Annotated in this window: 15 protein-coding genes and 1 riboswitch; of the genes, 4 read left to right on the top strand and 11 right to left on the bottom strand. The window is 41.2% G+C overall.

Annotation, left to right across the window (positions count from 1 at the left end; all coding sequences use genetic code 11):
- Nucleotides 1-10: 10 nt before the first annotated feature.
- The 4 genes from P162_RS10845 to ruvC form a co-directional block, all read right to left on the bottom strand.
- Nucleotides 11-361: a DUF4260 domain-containing protein gene (locus P162_RS10845; RefSeq protein ID WP_031427424.1), complete on the bottom strand. Its 351-nt coding sequence runs from the start codon at nucleotides 359-361 to the stop codon at nucleotides 11-13.
- Nucleotides 361-1107 carry a cyclase family protein gene (locus P162_RS10840; protein WP_031427423.1) on the bottom strand — a complete coding sequence of 249 codons (747 nt, stop codon included), beginning with the start codon at nucleotides 1105-1107 and terminating at the stop codon, nucleotides 361-363. Before P162_RS10840 ends, P162_RS10845 begins: the two co-directional genes overlap by 1 nt.
- Nucleotides 1108-1236: 129 nt before the next feature.
- Nucleotides 1237-2424, bottom strand: coding sequence for a radical SAM family heme chaperone HemW (hemW, locus tag P162_RS10835; protein ID WP_241077758.1), 1188 nt, complete (start codon nucleotides 2422-2424; stop codon nucleotides 1237-1239).
- A 239-nt stretch (nucleotides 2425-2663) separates the two neighbouring features.
- Complete coding sequence (gene ruvC, locus P162_RS10830) at nucleotides 2664-3248, bottom strand: crossover junction endodeoxyribonuclease RuvC (protein WP_081868415.1); 585 nt, start codon at nucleotides 3246-3248, stop codon at nucleotides 2664-2666.
- Nucleotides 3249-3420: 172 nt separating this feature from the next.
- On the opposite strand from ruvC, the gene P162_RS10825 reads away from it, so the two are divergent.
- The 3 genes from P162_RS10825 to P162_RS10815 are packed head-to-tail and all read left to right on the top strand — an operon-like array spanning nucleotide 3421 to nucleotide 5080.
- On the top strand, nucleotides 3421-3603 hold the full coding sequence (locus tag P162_RS10825) for an addiction module protein (protein WP_164076247.1): 183 nt from the start codon (nucleotides 3421-3423) through the stop codon (nucleotides 3601-3603).
- Nucleotides 3600-3908, top strand: a complete 309-nt coding sequence (locus P162_RS10820) for a hypothetical protein (protein WP_031427419.1) — start codon at nucleotides 3600-3602, stop codon at nucleotides 3906-3908. The genes P162_RS10825 and P162_RS10820 overlap by 4 nt, the downstream gene beginning before the upstream one ends.
- 47 nt (nucleotides 3909-3955) lie before the next feature.
- A complete protein-coding gene (locus P162_RS10815; RefSeq protein WP_031427418.1) occupies nucleotides 3956-5080 on the top strand; it encodes a glycosyltransferase family 2 protein in 1125 nt (374 codons plus the stop codon).
- Nucleotides 5081-5082: 2 nt separating this feature from the next.
- Here the strand turns inward: P162_RS10815 and P162_RS10810 are convergent, their stop codons facing one another.
- The 7 genes from P162_RS10810 to P162_RS10780 form a co-directional block, all read right to left on the bottom strand.
- Nucleotides 5083-5505 carry a hypothetical protein gene (locus tag P162_RS10810; RefSeq protein WP_164076246.1) on the bottom strand — a complete coding sequence of 141 codons (423 nt, stop codon included), beginning with the start codon at nucleotides 5503-5505 and terminating at the stop codon, nucleotides 5083-5085.
- 97 nt (nucleotides 5506-5602) lie between these two features.
- Nucleotides 5603-6697: an acyloxyacyl hydrolase gene (locus P162_RS10805; RefSeq protein ID WP_031427416.1), complete on the bottom strand. Its 1095-nt coding sequence runs from the start codon at nucleotides 6695-6697 to the stop codon at nucleotides 5603-5605.
- Between the two features lie 5 nt (nucleotides 6698-6702).
- Nucleotides 6703-7461, bottom strand: a complete 759-nt coding sequence (locus P162_RS10800) for a head GIN domain-containing protein (protein WP_031427415.1) — start codon at nucleotides 7459-7461, stop codon at nucleotides 6703-6705.
- Between the two features lie 182 nt (nucleotides 7462-7643).
- Nucleotides 7644-8735, bottom strand: a complete 1092-nt coding sequence (locus tag P162_RS10795; protein WP_031427414.1) for an acyloxyacyl hydrolase — start codon at nucleotides 8733-8735, stop codon at nucleotides 7644-7646.
- Nucleotides 8736-8853: 118 nt separating this feature from the next.
- Nucleotides 8854-9807, bottom strand: coding sequence for a methylenetetrahydrofolate reductase [NAD(P)H] (metF, locus tag P162_RS10790; RefSeq protein ID WP_031427413.1), 954 nt, complete (start codon nucleotides 9805-9807; stop codon nucleotides 8854-8856).
- 149 nt (nucleotides 9808-9956) lie between these two features.
- Nucleotides 9957-12668 (bottom strand): methionine synthase, encoded by a 2712-nt coding sequence (metH, locus tag P162_RS10785; protein WP_081868414.1) that lies wholly within the window; start codon nucleotides 12666-12668, stop codon nucleotides 9957-9959.
- Between the two features lie 116 nt (nucleotides 12669-12784).
- Nucleotides 12785-13792 carry a homocysteine S-methyltransferase family protein gene (locus P162_RS10780; RefSeq protein WP_031427411.1) on the bottom strand — a complete coding sequence of 336 codons (1008 nt, stop codon included), beginning with the start codon at nucleotides 13790-13792 and terminating at the stop codon, nucleotides 12785-12787.
- 119 nt (nucleotides 13793-13911) lie between these two features.
- Nucleotides 13912-14028, bottom strand: a riboswitch (SAM riboswitch).
- Nucleotides 14029-14265: 237 nt separating this feature from the next.
- On the opposite strand from P162_RS10780, the gene P162_RS10775 reads away from it, so the two are divergent.
- Complete coding sequence (locus P162_RS10775) at nucleotides 14266-14859, top strand: carboxymuconolactone decarboxylase family protein (protein ID WP_031427410.1); 594 nt, start codon at nucleotides 14266-14268, stop codon at nucleotides 14857-14859.
- Nucleotides 14860-14861 lie beyond the last annotated feature (2 nt).

Here is a 14861-nt window from a genome sequence, read left to right as displayed (position 1 = left end):
TAGGGCCGTGTTAAGCTCCTATTTCACCCAGGTGCGTATACTTAAATCCTTTCTCATATTTTAAACCGTAGCCCCAAATACGATCAAAACTGGCATGTGCGAATAAAATAATCCCAGCCATTTCCAGCACCAGGTTCCCTGCATAAAAACCTGTCAACAACAAAAAAATGGCCAGGGCTTTATGATGGAAAATAGTATAAGCCAGCGCACCAACTTTTGGGTTCACCAGGTACCCAAGCATACCAATATCTGGCGCAAACAATAAACCGAAAAACCACCACCAACTCAGATCCAACTGGCTAAAAAGAAACATGGCCAAGAGGAATTGGCCTAATTCTTCAATCTTTAAAAGTGTCTTCATTATTCAATAAAGTAAAGGATTGGTTTACTTGGTGTGGCATCGTTTTCAAAAGATGCTATCTGTAAATTCAGTAAATAGCAGCCATCTTTTACGGTATGCGGCACAAAAATCATCTCGGTAATCGTGGCATCAAATCGGGTATCTCCCGCAGTGTTCCAGAAGGCATTGTGACTTGCAAGAACGCCCTCGTCATTTTCCCGGTCTACACTGGGCAAATCGATCAATAAATGCTTTACTCCTATTTGCCTAAAGAAAACCGCCGCTTCTTCCAGCAGGTAAGGCCAGTTTGTGTGCGACCAGTTGCGCTGGGCTTTCTCGCGGCTATTGGGCAGGGTACGGATTATGACGGCCTCTGGTGTTTTTCCCTTGAGCGCCTTCTCTACCTGGTTTTTTGTGATGATATAATCTTCCCCTTTTGACGTGGGCGGAATGGTGATCAGTTCCGCTTTAAAGAAAAAGGTTTTAAGGCAATCATTGATACTGTGAAATTCTTCGGTAATATGCCCCACGCACTCTGTATGCGTGCAGTGCGCATGGGGATTGTAGTAAATATTATTGAAGTTGACCACTGCGCCCTCACTTACTTTAGCGACCCATTTACCTTCTACCACGGGCGTGATTTCTGGGGGGTCAATATACCATGCCAGCGGATTTTTTTCACCTGAGCGCACCGGTATAGAAATGTCAATGGGTTTTGAAAGATTTACGTAAACCGGTTTTTTGTCAATCGTGAAGGTCGCTTTCATGTTTTTAAGCTTAGGGATAAAATTCAGAAGTCTAAATATACTAACTTAAAACCAACTACCCAGTGACAAAAGCAACAGTGCCATCTTGCAGGAAATCTTTTAGATTAATGCTACAAAAACGTATGAAGCCTAAACATCTTCCTGATTAAGCAGGAACAAATCGCTGGCAATCCCATCACTCAGGAATTTGCCTTTTTGAGTTACTAGAAGTCGGTCCTGATCCTGATAAAGCAGGTCTTCCTGAATGTGTTTTTTAGCCTGTTTAAGCACATATTCCCTAAACTTTAAACCAAATTCATTAGTGATCTTCTCCAGGGAAATCCCACAAACGGTGCGCAGCCCGGTCATGACATACTCGTTGTATTTATCAGTCACAGACAGCGTTTCCCGCTCTAATGGGAGTTCGCCCTTTTCAATTGCTTTTATATAAAGTGTATTGTTATTGATATTCCAGCTGCGGCGCTTCCCGTCGTAACTATGCGCTGATGGCCCTATGCCCAGATAGCTTTTTCCCGTCCAGTATGCGGTATTATTCCTGGAAAAGTAACCCGCTTTTCCATAATTTGAAAACTCGTAGTTCTCAAAACCTGCGGCTTCCATTTTTTGCTGCAAAATCTCGAAATGGGCTTCCGAAATGGCGTCATCAACAGGTTTGACAAGGCCTTTATCAATAAATTTTTTGAGTGCGGTATTTGGCTCTACAGTAAGCGCGTAACTTGAAATATGTGGAATATCGAGTGCCAGCGCTTTATTTAGGTTTTCTTCCCAGCGCGTATTGCTCATCCCGGGAATTCCGTAGATAAGATCTATGGAAATATTCTCAAAATATTCTTTTGCCAGTTCCAGACAACCCCAGGCTTCTTCGGAATTGTGGGCACGGTTCATCAGTTTTAAATCTTCATCAAAAAAGGACTGCACGCCTATGCTGAGCCTGTTGATTTTAGAGCGGGAGAAGATTTCCAGCTTTTCCCGGGTAAGATCGTCTGGATTTGCTTCCAGTGTGATTTCAGGATTTTCAGCGATTTCAAAAGTGGAATAAATAGCGCTAAATATCTTTTCTAAATCCTCTTCCTCCAGTAAACTCGGTGTCCCACCGCCAAAATATATGGTTTCCAATGGACCAGTGACCTCCTCTTTCCGAAGCGTCATTTCCCTGCAAAGCGCATTAACCAGTTCTGTTTTCTTTTTTAAGGAAGTCGAAAAGTGAAAGTCACAATAATGGCAGGCCTGCTTGCAAAATGGAATGTGGATGTATATTCCCCCAGACCCCAAAGGGGGATTTTGAATAACGCTTAAAAGATTTTCCTCTTGTTTCAAAAAGTAAATTTATTGGCAAAAATAGCTATTTTAAAACCTAAAATTGACAATATAAGTTAACAACCACATTAAACCACCCCCCAGCCCCTCCTTGAAAAAAGGAGGGGAGCTTTTACTTTTTATTTGTTAAGAAGACTGGTGGGATTGAATTGTTTTCAAAAAAACCGTGGTTTAAAAGTCCCGGCCCTTACCAAGGGAAGGTGCCCAACGAGCGGAAGGGTTTTTTGTAGCACAAAAAATTACTTTTTTTGAACTCCCCCTTTGCGGGCAGGGGGGACAACCCTTTTCTCATTCTGACTTACAAACGATGCCCACCCAGAATAACTTTTACCTACCTCCACCCTTCCGGAATTGAAGTGATGGCATACCGCGGCGGCAAGGCCATCGGTACTATCCAGGTTTTTGGGCAGGGTTTTAAGTCCCAGCAAGCTTTGCAGCATTTTTGCAACCTGTTCTTTACTGGCGTTCCCATTACCGGTAATGGCCATTTTTATCTTTTTGGGCATATATTCAGTAACAGGAATCTGGCGCGAAAGTCCGGCGGCCATGGCCACACCCTGCGCGCGGCCCAGTTTTAGCATAGATTGTACATTTTTACCGTAAAAGGGAGCTTCCAGCGCCATTTCATCAGGATGATGGGTGTCAATAAGTTCTATGGTGCGTTCAAAAATAAGTTTCAGTTTTACGTAGGGATCTTTATACTTTGTGAGCACAAGTTCGTTGAGCTGGATGAACTCCATTTTTTTATCTACCACGCGTATGAGGCCAAAACCCATAATTGTGGTTCCGGGATCTATGCCTAGAATGACTTTTTCTGATTTCAATATGCCGCGTTCAGGATTTTATAGGAACAAAACTAATCAATATAAGCCTATTATTCGATAAGCGGATGACCTAAGGATTAAACCGAAATGCCAGTTTGAGGTAAATACGCTATATTTATAATCAATTACAAAAAACGAGAGCTTCATGCATATTAAGGAAGAAATACTAAAAATGAGCAACTCCCAAAGAATTCTTCTTGTTCAAGAAATTTGGGATTCTCTTTCTGAGGAAGCCATAGACCTCTCTGACCCCATTAAAAATGAATTGGATCATAGATTGGATATGCATAACAATAAAAAAATGGAATATCTATCACTTGACCAGGTAAGGGAAGAACTCGCTAAAACGAGATGAAAACATATACCCTCGTCATTTCCAGAGCTGCTCTAAATGATATTCTTGATGCGCAAAGCTGGTATGAAAAGCAAAGAAAAGGACTCTCTTTAGATTTTGAACTTTGTCTTGAGGGAGGTTATAAGGATGTTTTAAGTAATCCGGTGGGCTTTCAGATAAAATACAAAACTATTCGGGTTAAATATATCTCCCGTTTTCCTTACGGCATTCATTATCTTATTGAGCGGGACACGATTTTCGTTTTAGGTGTTTTCCATACTGGCAAAAATCCAAAAAAGTGGATTGAAAGAACTGATCTCAGTTAATACATCAAAGCTGAGAAATACCGCTAATAAAAGCTTTCTTCTAGTTTATGATCCCTATTTTAACCGGAATAATTGCGATCTACTGTTTGATCATACTAGTATTGATCGTTGGCTTTCTAAAAATTTTACCCCAACGAACATCTAAAACGATTCAAAAGACAACTTTTTCCATTTGCATCCCCTTCCGCAATGAAGCCGAAAACCTACCTGCACTTTTAGATTCGCTAAGCGCTTTAAACTATCCTGACAGCTTGTTTGAAATCATTTTTATAGATGATCATTCAAAGGATAATTCTGTTGAAATAATTACCGGATTTTGTCAAAAAAACGCCGTTTTTCAATCTAAAATGATCCTTTTAAGCCAAAAATCAATCGCTAAAAGCGGAAAAAAAGCCGCGCTTTCATTGGCTATTGAACATGCAAAGAACGATTATATCCTCACAACAGACGCCGATTGCATAGTTCCTCAAAACTGGCTGATAGAATTCAACTGTTTTATCCAAAATCATAAAAAAAAGTTTATCGCTGCGCCAGTTATGCTTTTTAAAACCTCTTCTTCCTTTTTAAATCTTTTTCAGCAGCTTGATTTTTTAAGCTTACAAGGTGCAACCATGGGAGCTTTTGGGATTAAAAAACCCTTTTTGTGCAATGGCGCCAACCTTGCTTTCTGCAGATCAGATTTTTTTAGGCTAGGCGGTTATACTGGGAATGAAGATATCGCCAGCGGTGATGATTTGTTAATGATGCAAAAATTTTTAGAGGATAATCCTGATATCGTTGGTTATTTGAAATCCAAAAACAGTATCGTAAAAACGCAGGCGCAAACAAGTTGGCACCAACTCATAAACCAGCGCAAGCGCTGGGCCGCAAAAGCTTCAAAATATAAAAATAGGGTAGCTATGTTAGTGAGTTGGGCTGTTTTTCTGGCTAATTTTGCCTTCATTTTGGCCATTTTCTACCTAAAAACGTCCGTTTTTCTTACCTCAATTGTTCTTTTCAAAATCCTGATCGATTTTGTAATAATTGCACTGGCAGCGTCATTTTTCGGCAAAAAAAGCTATTTATTTGGCTATTTGGGGAGTTTTTTGATCTATCCTTTTTTTACGATTTATATAGCGGTAAGCAGCCAGTTTCAATCTTTTGACTGGAAGGGGCGCGGCTTAAGAAAATAAGCTCATTCTACCCTGATAACCACCGGCATCCTAAACGCGGTGCGCACGGGAATTCCCCTTTTTATGGCAGGATAGATCTCTGGTAGTGAATCTAGGCTCTGGCGCAGCCACTCTTGCATTTGTGGGATTTGCCGCTCTAAGGAATCGGGTATTTTTATGGCATTTATTTCTGCTTCTCCTGCTGCGGTGATACTGAGGTCCAGCCAAATCGTATCGCGAATGGGATCTGAAAAAACAAGGATTTTTGTGGCCAGAAACTGCTGAAAGTTAGTACTCAGTTCGCGTTCAAAACACATTTTGCGCGAGGAGCGCGTGGCAAGGCTATCACAACCGGCAAGGCTGGGATATTCATCCACTTCTTTCATATCGATTTCCTTGAGTTCTTCGGCAAGAATGGTTTCCGAAGAGACTTTTTTAGTCTCCATATCCCTACAACCGCTAAGGGTGGAGAAAAGCAAGAACAATAAGAAAAAACACCTTTTCATAAACCGAAAAATACAAATTTTAAGCAAAGAACTAAACTTATAGGCGATAACCGATACCAAATTCAACAGCTTCTGCCTTGGCACCGTGGGCATGAACGGTAACGGCTGCAGAGATATTTTCCGTGAAATAGCGTTTTAAACCCAGGCGGTTGTATACACGGTTTTCAAATTCGTATGGCCAGTACACATAATAACCTAAGTGACTTACAAAAGCGATTTTATTGAAGCGCAGTTCGTGACCTATAAAAAGCCCTACACGCTTCCAGTCTTCATCGCCGCGAACGCCAAGTTCTGGGAAGGATACCGACTGTAATTTGATCAATTCCTTTAAAAAAGTACCTAAAAAAAGATCTACACCGCCCAGGATTGTGCTTTTGTGGCTCAATCGTTTATCAACAAAAAAACCGAAATCATAAAAAGGATGCCTGCCCTGCCCCACAATATCGCTTTCATTTACACCCATTCTAAAAGCAAAATTATAGGCCAGCGGCTCTGTATACGTATCATTTTCATCCCGCGGAATATATTCAGGGAAATCTTCATAATTCAGGTTGTAGGTCGCACCAATGTTGAAACCCAAAGTGTTTGTGCTGTTGTTCGGTGCTCGCAGATTTGCGTTAGAATAATGAATTATGGTAAAGCCAGCATTCAACCCAAAACCCTTGTAAAGATTCTGTTTATCATAGCGCAACGCAATGTAGGTAGAACTCAGCAAACGCGTACCATAGGCGTTGTTGATATAATTGGTTTCGGCATTGTATGGATTGCTCGTATAGGCTATACCCTGTCCTATCCGGAAATACGCGTTCCGCTTCAAAAAATAGAAATTGAAATGGCCATAAAGACCTATATTTTCACCCAGATAGTCATTGTGTAGGTTTTGATACGTCATCGAAAATCCCCAATCAGGATAATTATAACGCCTTTCCCACGCATTGAAACCATAGGTTTTTCGGTTATAGCTTAAAATAAAGCCGGTAGGATGGCCGGTGATTAGATGGTTGATATCAGGATTGTGCTCCAGGATACTGCCATAAAAAAAAGAAGCGTCAAGGGTAACCGGTTTTTGTTCTTTCTGAGAAAAACCTAGAAAAGCGCATATACACAGGAAAAAAGTAAAAATCGATTTCATTTGCTTTACTGATTTTCAAAAATAAGTTTGCCCGTAAACCGTTCACGCACATCCACGCTGGCAGGTTTTTTTATCGCGATTAGATCCCCGGGGCCGGTTATAATGCCCGAAAGGCTGCGCTGTGGGTTTACAATGATCGCATTGGCCGAGCGGTGAAAGACCTCAACATGCTGAGCGATGAGTTCGCGGCCTTCTAAACGAGCCGTTTTATCCGCAAAGTTTACTACAAGTCGTTCCGTATTCCCCTGAAGTTTAAACAAGGCTTTACCATTGGCAGATAATTCAAGTCGCTGATTATCCATCGTAAGTTCAAAACCACTGGTATTATAGAATATATCAGTATCTGCATCTAGCGTATTGCTTTCTAGCCGCAACTGCGGAAAACGAAGTGTACCTTCTCCTATCACATCGTATGAAGAAGCATTCCTGATCGTTTTTAGCTCAGGGATGGTCACGATAAGCTGGGCCACTCCATAAGCACGGGCCAGGTTACAGCCATCATCATAGCGCGCAACAAGCAAGCTATCCTCTACCGCAAGCTGCACCTCATCAATGATATTTTCCCCGCTTTTAAGCTGGACCAGCTGAGTTTCCCCCTGCTTTATGATCAGCTGCATATCGCCCGCTACGCGTATGCTATTAAAACCATCAAGATCAAATTCCTGTATGATCGTGGTTCCCGCGGTTTTAAAACATGGGGACGCGTCCTCTGAATCACAGGATATAAAACCTATAAAAACTAAAGTATATAAGAATCTATTCAAAGGAAAAATCACGTGATGCCAGAGCTATTTTTGTGGCTTATTGCCATTAACCCGCAAATTAACGTAAAAATAAGCAGTTACCGCACGTTTTATTGCTATCGCCACCTTCCTTAGTAAGAAAATTACCCAGACACGATGCCGTACTTTACTCATTTCAATATTGTAAGCAGAAACTAGTATTTTTAGAGGCGAATTCCCAGACCAAATTCAACAGCTTCAGCTTTGGCATAATGGGACTTTAAGGTCGCAGATAAGAATATTTTTTCGGTGAGGTAACGCTTCAGACCGCCCCTAAAATATACACGACCTTCAAAGTCGTAAGGATAATAAACATAATAGCCCACCTGGGTCACAAATGCGACTTTGTTAAAACGCAGCTCGTGACCGGCAAAAAAACCTATACGCTTCCAGTCTTCATCACCGCGCACGTCAAATTCTGGAAAGGCCAATGCTTTGTATTCAATCTCGTTCTTTAAAAATTTTGAAAAGAAAAAATCCATTCCCGCCTGCAGGGTGCTTTTTTGATTGATGCGCTTGTCCACAAACGAAGACACTACAAGAAAAGGCTCCTGACCCAAACCTACATAATCGCTTTCGTTAGCGCCACTTCGCAAAACAAGATTAAAATGCACTGATTCCTGAAAACGCGTTTTTTCCTGCGGAATATAGGCTGGTAGTTCACTTTCCGCTAGTTGGTAATTAAGCCCTAGATTAAGGGCAAAAGTGTTAGTACTTGCATTGGGAGCCTTGATGTTCGCATTAGAATAATGAACCAGCGACAAACCGGCCTGAAGCCCAATTTTTCCGATGATATTGGGCTTTTGATAATTCAGCATTAAATAGGTAGAACTAAGAAATTTGCTGCCATATGCGGTATTCCTAAAGTTCTTCTCCAGATCAAAAGGATTGCTTGCAAAAGCAACTCCCTGCCCTACACGAGCCATAAGGCGTCTATTTAAAAAATAGAAATTAAAATGACCGTAGACTCCATAATTCTGTCCTAAGGCCTTATTTTTTAGGTCCTGAAAAACAAATGAAGCTCCATAATCTGGATAATTATAACGCGCTTCCCAGGCATTAAAACCATAGGTTTTGCGGTTGTAGCTCAAAATGAATCCGGTGGGATGGGCAGTGATCAGATCTGCGATCTCAGCATTATGTTCCAGGATGGTGCCATAAAAAAAGTTTGCATCCAGGCTATAGGGTTTGCGTTCTTCAACCTGAGCAAATACAAGAGAGCCCCAGAATAAGGCGATTACCAACTTAAAATTCATTCAAAAAATATAAACGGCAAATGTATCACAATAGAACTGTTTTACATCTAGCCGTTTTGCTATATCTAAAAGTTAGTTTATGGTAAAAAAAGTGAATTTTAGACTATAAAATCCCCCTCTAAAAAAGTGCCGAAGCGATCGCTTTAATATTGTCGCTTTTTCCCATAGAATAATAATGCAGTACGGGCACACCAAATTCCATTAGCTCCTTAGACTGTTGTATACAGAACTCAATGCCCACTTCCCGAACCTCCTTATTGTTTTTACAACCTTCAACTGCTTCTATAAGCGCCTGTGGGAGATCAAGGTTAAAAACCTGTGGGAGCAATTGCAAATGCCGCTCTACCGCAAGCGGTTTTATACCAGGGATTATGGGCACGTTAATACCTTCTGCGCGCGCCATTTCCACAAATTCAAAATACTTTTGGTTGTCAAAAAACATCTGGGTCACCACATAATGTGCGCCCGCATCTATTTTTTCTTTTAGTCTCCTAAGATCATTTTTAATGGAAGGGGCTTCCAGGTGTTTTTCTGGATAACCCGCGACACCTATACAGAAATCGGCACAATTCTTAGACTCTACCCGGTCATTAAGGTACTGCCCACAGTTCATATCCCGCAGTTGCTCCACAAGTCCCACTGCATAATTGTGGCCACCTTTTGTGGGCTCAAAGTATTGTTGCTCTTTCATGGCGTCTCCACGAAGTGCCATCACATTGTCAAGCCCAAGATAATGGCAATCTACCATAAGATATTCGGTCTCTTCTTTTGTAAAACCGCCGCAAAGCACGTGTGGCACGGTATCCACATTGTATTTATGCGCAATTGCCGCACAGATTCCCAGCGTACCGGGGCGCATACGTGTTATTTTCTTTTCCAGCAGGCCTTCGCGCTCTATATAGATATATTCTTCCCGCGAAGTGGTTACGTCTATAAAAGGAGGGTTGAACTCCATCAAGGGATCTATATTATCGTACAATTCCTGAATACTGCTCCCCTTTTTAGGAGGTATAATTTCAAATGAAAACAAGGTTTTTCCTTGTGCCTGCTCAATATGTTCCGTTACTTTCATAATTGTGTTCCTGTTAAGCTTTTCTGGCTTTACGGTTTTAACTTATTCTTTTTTTTTGGCGTTCGGGCGGGCTATCTGTTACAATTCCTCGCTCCTCGTGCCTCGGGCTGTGGGATTTCCACTACTATCCCTAACGCATTTTTTTTAGGTCAATCGTCTGCTATATTGGGGTTGAGCCACTTTTCGGCCATTGCGTATTCTATATTTTTTCGGTTTGCAAAGTCTGCTACCTGATCTTCTTTGATTTTTCCAAGACCAAAATAACGCGCCTCCGGATTCCCAAAGTAATAACCACTCACTGATGCGGCCGGCCACATCGCCAGACTTTCGGTAAGTTCTACACCTATTTTTTCTTTTACCTGAAGCAGATCCCAGATGGTCAACTTTTCTAAATGGTCAGGACAGGCGGGATATCCCGGCGCAGGGCGAATGCCACGGTAATTTTCTTTTATCAGATCATTATTGTCCAGATTTTCATCTGCGGCATAGCCCCAGTCCTCTTTTCGTACTTTTTTGTGCAAAAATTCGGCGAATGCCTCAGCAAAACGATCTGCCAGCGCCTTTACCATTATACTATTGTAATCGTCCAGTTCATCACGGTATTTTTGCGCCCATTCTTCAGCGCCAAAACCGGTACTTACGCAAAAACAACCTATATAATCTTTCTTTCCATGTTCTTTTGGAGCGATAAAATCAGATAGGGCAATATTAGGCCGGCCCTCGGCTTTTTTGCTTTGCTGGCGAAGGGTCCTGAAGATAAAAGTTTCGGCCTGCCGCGTGTTATCACCTTCAAAATATACTTCTATATCGTCATCATTGACCATATTTGCTTCAAAGAGACCAAAAATCGCCTTCGCGGAAATCAATTTTTCGTCCAAAATTTTCTCCAAAATAACTTTTGCGTCAGCAAAGAGTTCCCTGGCCTGAGCACCCACAATTTCATCTTCCAAGATTTCCGGATAGTGGCCATGAAGGTCCCAACTCCTAAAAAATGGAGACCAATCTATGTATTCTACCAGCTTACGTATATCAAAATCCTCAATGATCTGGATGCCTGGTTTATTTGGCTTGACAAGTTTACTTTCTTCCCAATTGAGCAACCATTTGTTCTTTCTGGCTTTATCAATACTCAAGTATTCCTTTTTACGCCCACGGCTCAAGAATTTATCCCTGAAATCAAGGTAATCTTCTTTAATCCCCGCTATATATTTAGTAGATGATGCAGGATTGAGCAAATCGCCCACAACGGTCACCGCACGTGATGCATCATTTACATGAATCACCGCATGCTGATATTCTGGATCAATTTTTACCGCGGTGTGTGCCTTACTGGTAGTTGCACCGCCAATTAGAAGCGGCACCGTAAAATTCTGGCGTTTCATTTCCTTGGCCAAATAAACCATTTCATCAAGCGATGGAGTAATGAGTCCGCTAAGGCCTATAACGTCCACATTATGTTCTTTAGCAGAAGCAATGATCTTTTCTGGAGGAACCATAACGCCAAGATCTATGATCTCATAATTATTACACGCCAGTACCACACTTACAATATTTTTACCAATGTCATGAACGTCGCCCTTAACGGTGGCCATTAAAATTTTGTTTGATTTTACGACTTCATCTTCTTTAGGTGGATTTTTCAATTTTTCCTCTTCAATATAAGGAAGCAGGTACGCTACAGCTTTTTTCATCACCCGGGCACTTTTTACCACCTGCGGCAAAAACATTTTTCCACTGCCAAAAAGGTCGCCCACCACATTCATCCCAATCATTAAATGACCTTCTATCACTTCAATAGGCGCTGCCGATGCCAAACGTGCCTCTTCAACATCTTCCAGGATATATTGATCAATACCCTTAACCAGCGCCCGTGTAACCCGATCCTGAAGAGGCTCTTCCCTCCAGGAAAGATCAACTTCCTTTTCCTTATTTTTTCCTTTTACGGTTTCTGCCAGTTCAAGCAAACGTTCTGTGGCATCGTCGCGGCGATTAAGGATCACGTCCTCAACGTGTTCTAATAATTCCTTTGGGATATCATCGTAAACCTCTAGCATGGTTGGGTTTACAATCCCCATGTTCATACCTGCTTTTATGGCGTGGTAGAGAAATACAGAATGCATCGCCTCGCGCACTTTATCATTTCCCCTAAAACTGAAAGAAACATTGCTCACCCCACCACTTACACTGGCATATGGCAGATTTTGACGCACCCATGCAGTAGCCTCAATAAAGTCCATTGCATTGCGGTTGTGCTCATCCATACCAGTAGCTACCGGAAAAATATTCAGGTCAAAAATGATATCCTCTGGCGGAAATTTGACCGTATTTACCAATATATCATAGCTGCGCTTCGCAATTTCAATCCGCCTGTCAAAATTATCTGCCTGCCCCACCTCGTCAAAAGCCATGACAATTACGGCTGCACCGTATCGCCTTATTTTTTTTGCGTGGTCTATAAACTCTTTTTCACCTTCCTTTAGACTGATACTGTTTACCACAGACTTGCCCTGAACCACCTGGAGTCCTGCCTCGATAATTTCCCATTTTGAACTGTCTATCATGATAGGTACGCGGGCAATATCTGGTTCGGCGGCAATTAGGTTTAAGAACCTGACCATAGATTCTTTACCATCTATAAGGCCATCGTCCATATTTATATCAATTACCTGCGCGCCCCCTTCTACCTGATGGCGGGCAACGGCAAGTGCCTCATCGAATTTTTCTTCCTTTATTAAACGTAGGAACATGCGGGAGCCTGCCACGTTTGTGCGTTCCCCTACGTTTATGAAATTAGTTTCCGGTGTTACGATCAAGGGTTCAAGACCGCTCAATCTAAGATATCTAGGTGTTGCTTCGTGCATTCAATTAAGTTTGGCTAACTATACCTTAAAGTGGCAAGCATTTTAAAGTTACGCTATGTTCAGGACTAATTTTAATTCCCAAAAAATATACTTTGAATATTATCTTTTAGGATTTTTTAGTTGCTGCTAAGTTCTCTTATCTTTCTTGGCTTAAAATTTTTAGCTACTTCTGCAATAGCTTTAATGTGCTCTGGCGTAGTGCCACAACAGCCCCCTATAATATTAATGAGGCCTTTTTCAAGATATTCTTTTACCTGGTCTGCCATTTCCTGTGGGGTCTGGTCATATTCCCCAAAGGCATTGGGCAAACCAGCATTGGGATAGGCTGAAATACCACATTCGGAGCGATTGGAAACCACTTCAAGATAAGGCGTGAGCTGTTCGGCGCCCAGCGCACAATTAAATCCTACTGATAGTAATTCCAAATGACTTATCGAGATCAGAAAAGCCTCTGCAGTCTGACCGGATAAGGTTCGGCCAGAAGCGTCTGTGATGGTACCACTCACCATTACAGGTATATCTATACCGCGCTCTTCTTTTATTTCTTCGATTGCAAAAAGAGCAGCTTTAGCATTTAAGGTGTCAAATATCGTCTCTACAAGCAAGATATCCACCCCACCATCCAGCAGCGCTTCTGCTTGTTGCTTGTATGCTTTGCGCAGTTCATTAAACGTAATGGCACGGTAACCGGGATCATTTACATCTGGCGACATGCTGGCGGTTTTATTTGTAGGTCCCATTGCACCTGCAACAAACCGGGGTTTTTGAGGCTCCTTTGCAGTAAATTCATCTGCGACCCGCCGTGCGATCTTAGCACTTTCATAATTAAGTTCATATACCAACTCCTCCATACGATAATCTGCCATCGCTATGGTTGTTCCAGAAAAGGTATTGGTTTCAACGATATCTGCGCCAGCATCAAAGTACTTTGCATGAATTTCGGCAATAGCCCTGGGCTGTGTTAGCGATAATAAATCATTGTTGCCCTGAACGGAATCTAACCAGTCTTTGAAACGAAGGCCCCTAAAATCATCTTCTGTGAATTTATAGCGCTGCAACATGGTACCCATGGCGCCATCGAGTATAAGTATCCGCTTTTGTAGGGCATCCTGTAGTTTGCTCATCTTTAAATTTTGATTTTATCGTTACATAATTACTAGCGACAGCATATTCCGTTAAGAACTACTGATCACATAGTTGCATATTCACAAAGGTTATCACGAAAAAACCAAAAGGTTAAAGCATGTTATCTATCCTTTATATCATTGAAGATTTTAAGGTAGAATGTAGCACCTTCTCTAAAGATAGAGGGTTGCTAAGGCTTCAGTGGGTCTAATCCCTCAGCCTTTCTTGATAACCACGTTCTGTTCAAATTGAACTATTGAACGAATGTAACAAAGATTATAAAACAGAGCAGACAAAAAAAAGAAAATATCAAAAAATTAAAAACTTCTTTGCGAGTAAGTATTTTATTGTTAAATTGTACTTAATTAATGCTGTTAAAGTCCAATAAAATCCGATTAAAATCGAATATCATCCATAAATTGTTGTTTATAAAGAGATAATATGATTATTTTTACACACTTAAAATTAAATTATGGCTTTGAAAAATACAAATACTGAGAATCCAAGTCGTTTTAAAATTGTTGAATACGAGGATGCTAGTCCCAGGGTTCAGGCAATTTACGATGACACAAAAAAATCATTACAACTTCCATTCGTGCTTAACTGGTTTAAATGTCAGGGAAATAATGCGACATTGCTAGAAGGGAACTGGACTAAATTGAAAACCACACTGGTTGAAGGGGAAGTTCCTTCTTTGCTAAAACATTTAATTTTATACAATGTTTCTAGCAAAAAAAAATGTAATTACTGCATTCAAGCGCATGGTGCTTTTGCAGATAGTATGGGTAAGGTATTAAATGATGATGCCAGCTTTAGGGTATCACAAAATATGGACTCGGATATTATTCCGAAGAGTTATAAGACTGCTATAACAATAGTAAGTAAAGCTGCCCTTGAACCTAGAAATATAACGCATGCTGATTTTGAAGAACTGCAACATGCGGGCTTTGATGACGTTGAAATCCAGGAACTTATGGCTCAGGCAGATCTAGTGAACATGCTTAATACAATTGCTGATGTTTGTGGTATTCAGATAGATAATGAATTATTAGAATTAAAAGCCTAAGA

It is taken from the genome of Flavimarina sp. Hel_I_48 (genome assembly GCF_000733945.1).
Lineage (GTDB): Bacteria > Bacteroidota > Bacteroidia > Flavobacteriales > Flavobacteriaceae > Leeuwenhoekiella.
Note: the sequence above shows the minus strand (reverse complement) of the source record. Positions and strands in the feature narration are given on the sequence as shown.

Bases quoted from the DNA above. Each gene is read 5' to 3' on its own strand.
- P162_RS10780 (WP_031427411.1), bottom strand. From the start codon at position 13,792: ATGAGCAAACTACAGGATGCCCTACAAAAGCGGATACTTATACTCGAT.
- P162_RS10815 (WP_031427418.1), top strand. From the start codon at position 3,956: ATGATCCCTATTTTAACCGGAATAATTGCGATCTACTGTTTGATCATA.
- P162_RS10810 (WP_164076246.1), bottom strand. From the start codon at position 5,505: ATGGAGACTAAAAAAGTCTCTTCGGAAACCATTCTTGCCGAAGAACTC.
- P162_RS10825 (WP_164076247.1), top strand. From the start codon at position 3,421: ATGAGCAACTCCCAAAGAATTCTTCTTGTTCAAGAAATTTGGGATTCT.
- P162_RS10795 (WP_031427414.1), bottom strand. From the start codon at position 8,735: ATGAATTTTAAGTTGGTAATCGCCTTATTCTGGGGCTCTCTTGTATTT.
- P162_RS10845 (WP_031427424.1), bottom strand. From the start codon at position 361: ATGAAGACACTTTTAAAGATTGAAGAATTAGGCCAATTCCTCTTGGCC.
- P162_RS10775 (WP_031427410.1), top strand. From the start codon at position 14,266: ATGGCTTTGAAAAATACAAATACTGAGAATCCAAGTCGTTTTAAAATT.
- P162_RS10820 (WP_031427419.1), top strand. From the start codon at position 3,600: ATGAAAACATATACCCTCGTCATTTCCAGAGCTGCTCTAAATGATATT.
- P162_RS10805 (WP_031427416.1), bottom strand. From the start codon at position 6,697: ATGAAATCGATTTTTACTTTTTTCCTGTGTATATGCGCTTTTCTAGGT.
- metF (WP_031427413.1), bottom strand. From the start codon at position 9,807: ATGAAAGTAACGGAACATATTGAGCAGGCACAAGGAAAAACCTTGTTT.
- P162_RS10840 (WP_031427423.1), bottom strand. From the start codon at position 1,107: ATGAAAGCGACCTTCACGATTGACAAAAAACCGGTTTACGTAAATCTT.
- metH (WP_081868414.1), bottom strand. From the start codon at position 12,668: ATGCACGAAGCAACACCTAGATATCTTAGATTGAGCGGTCTTGAACCC.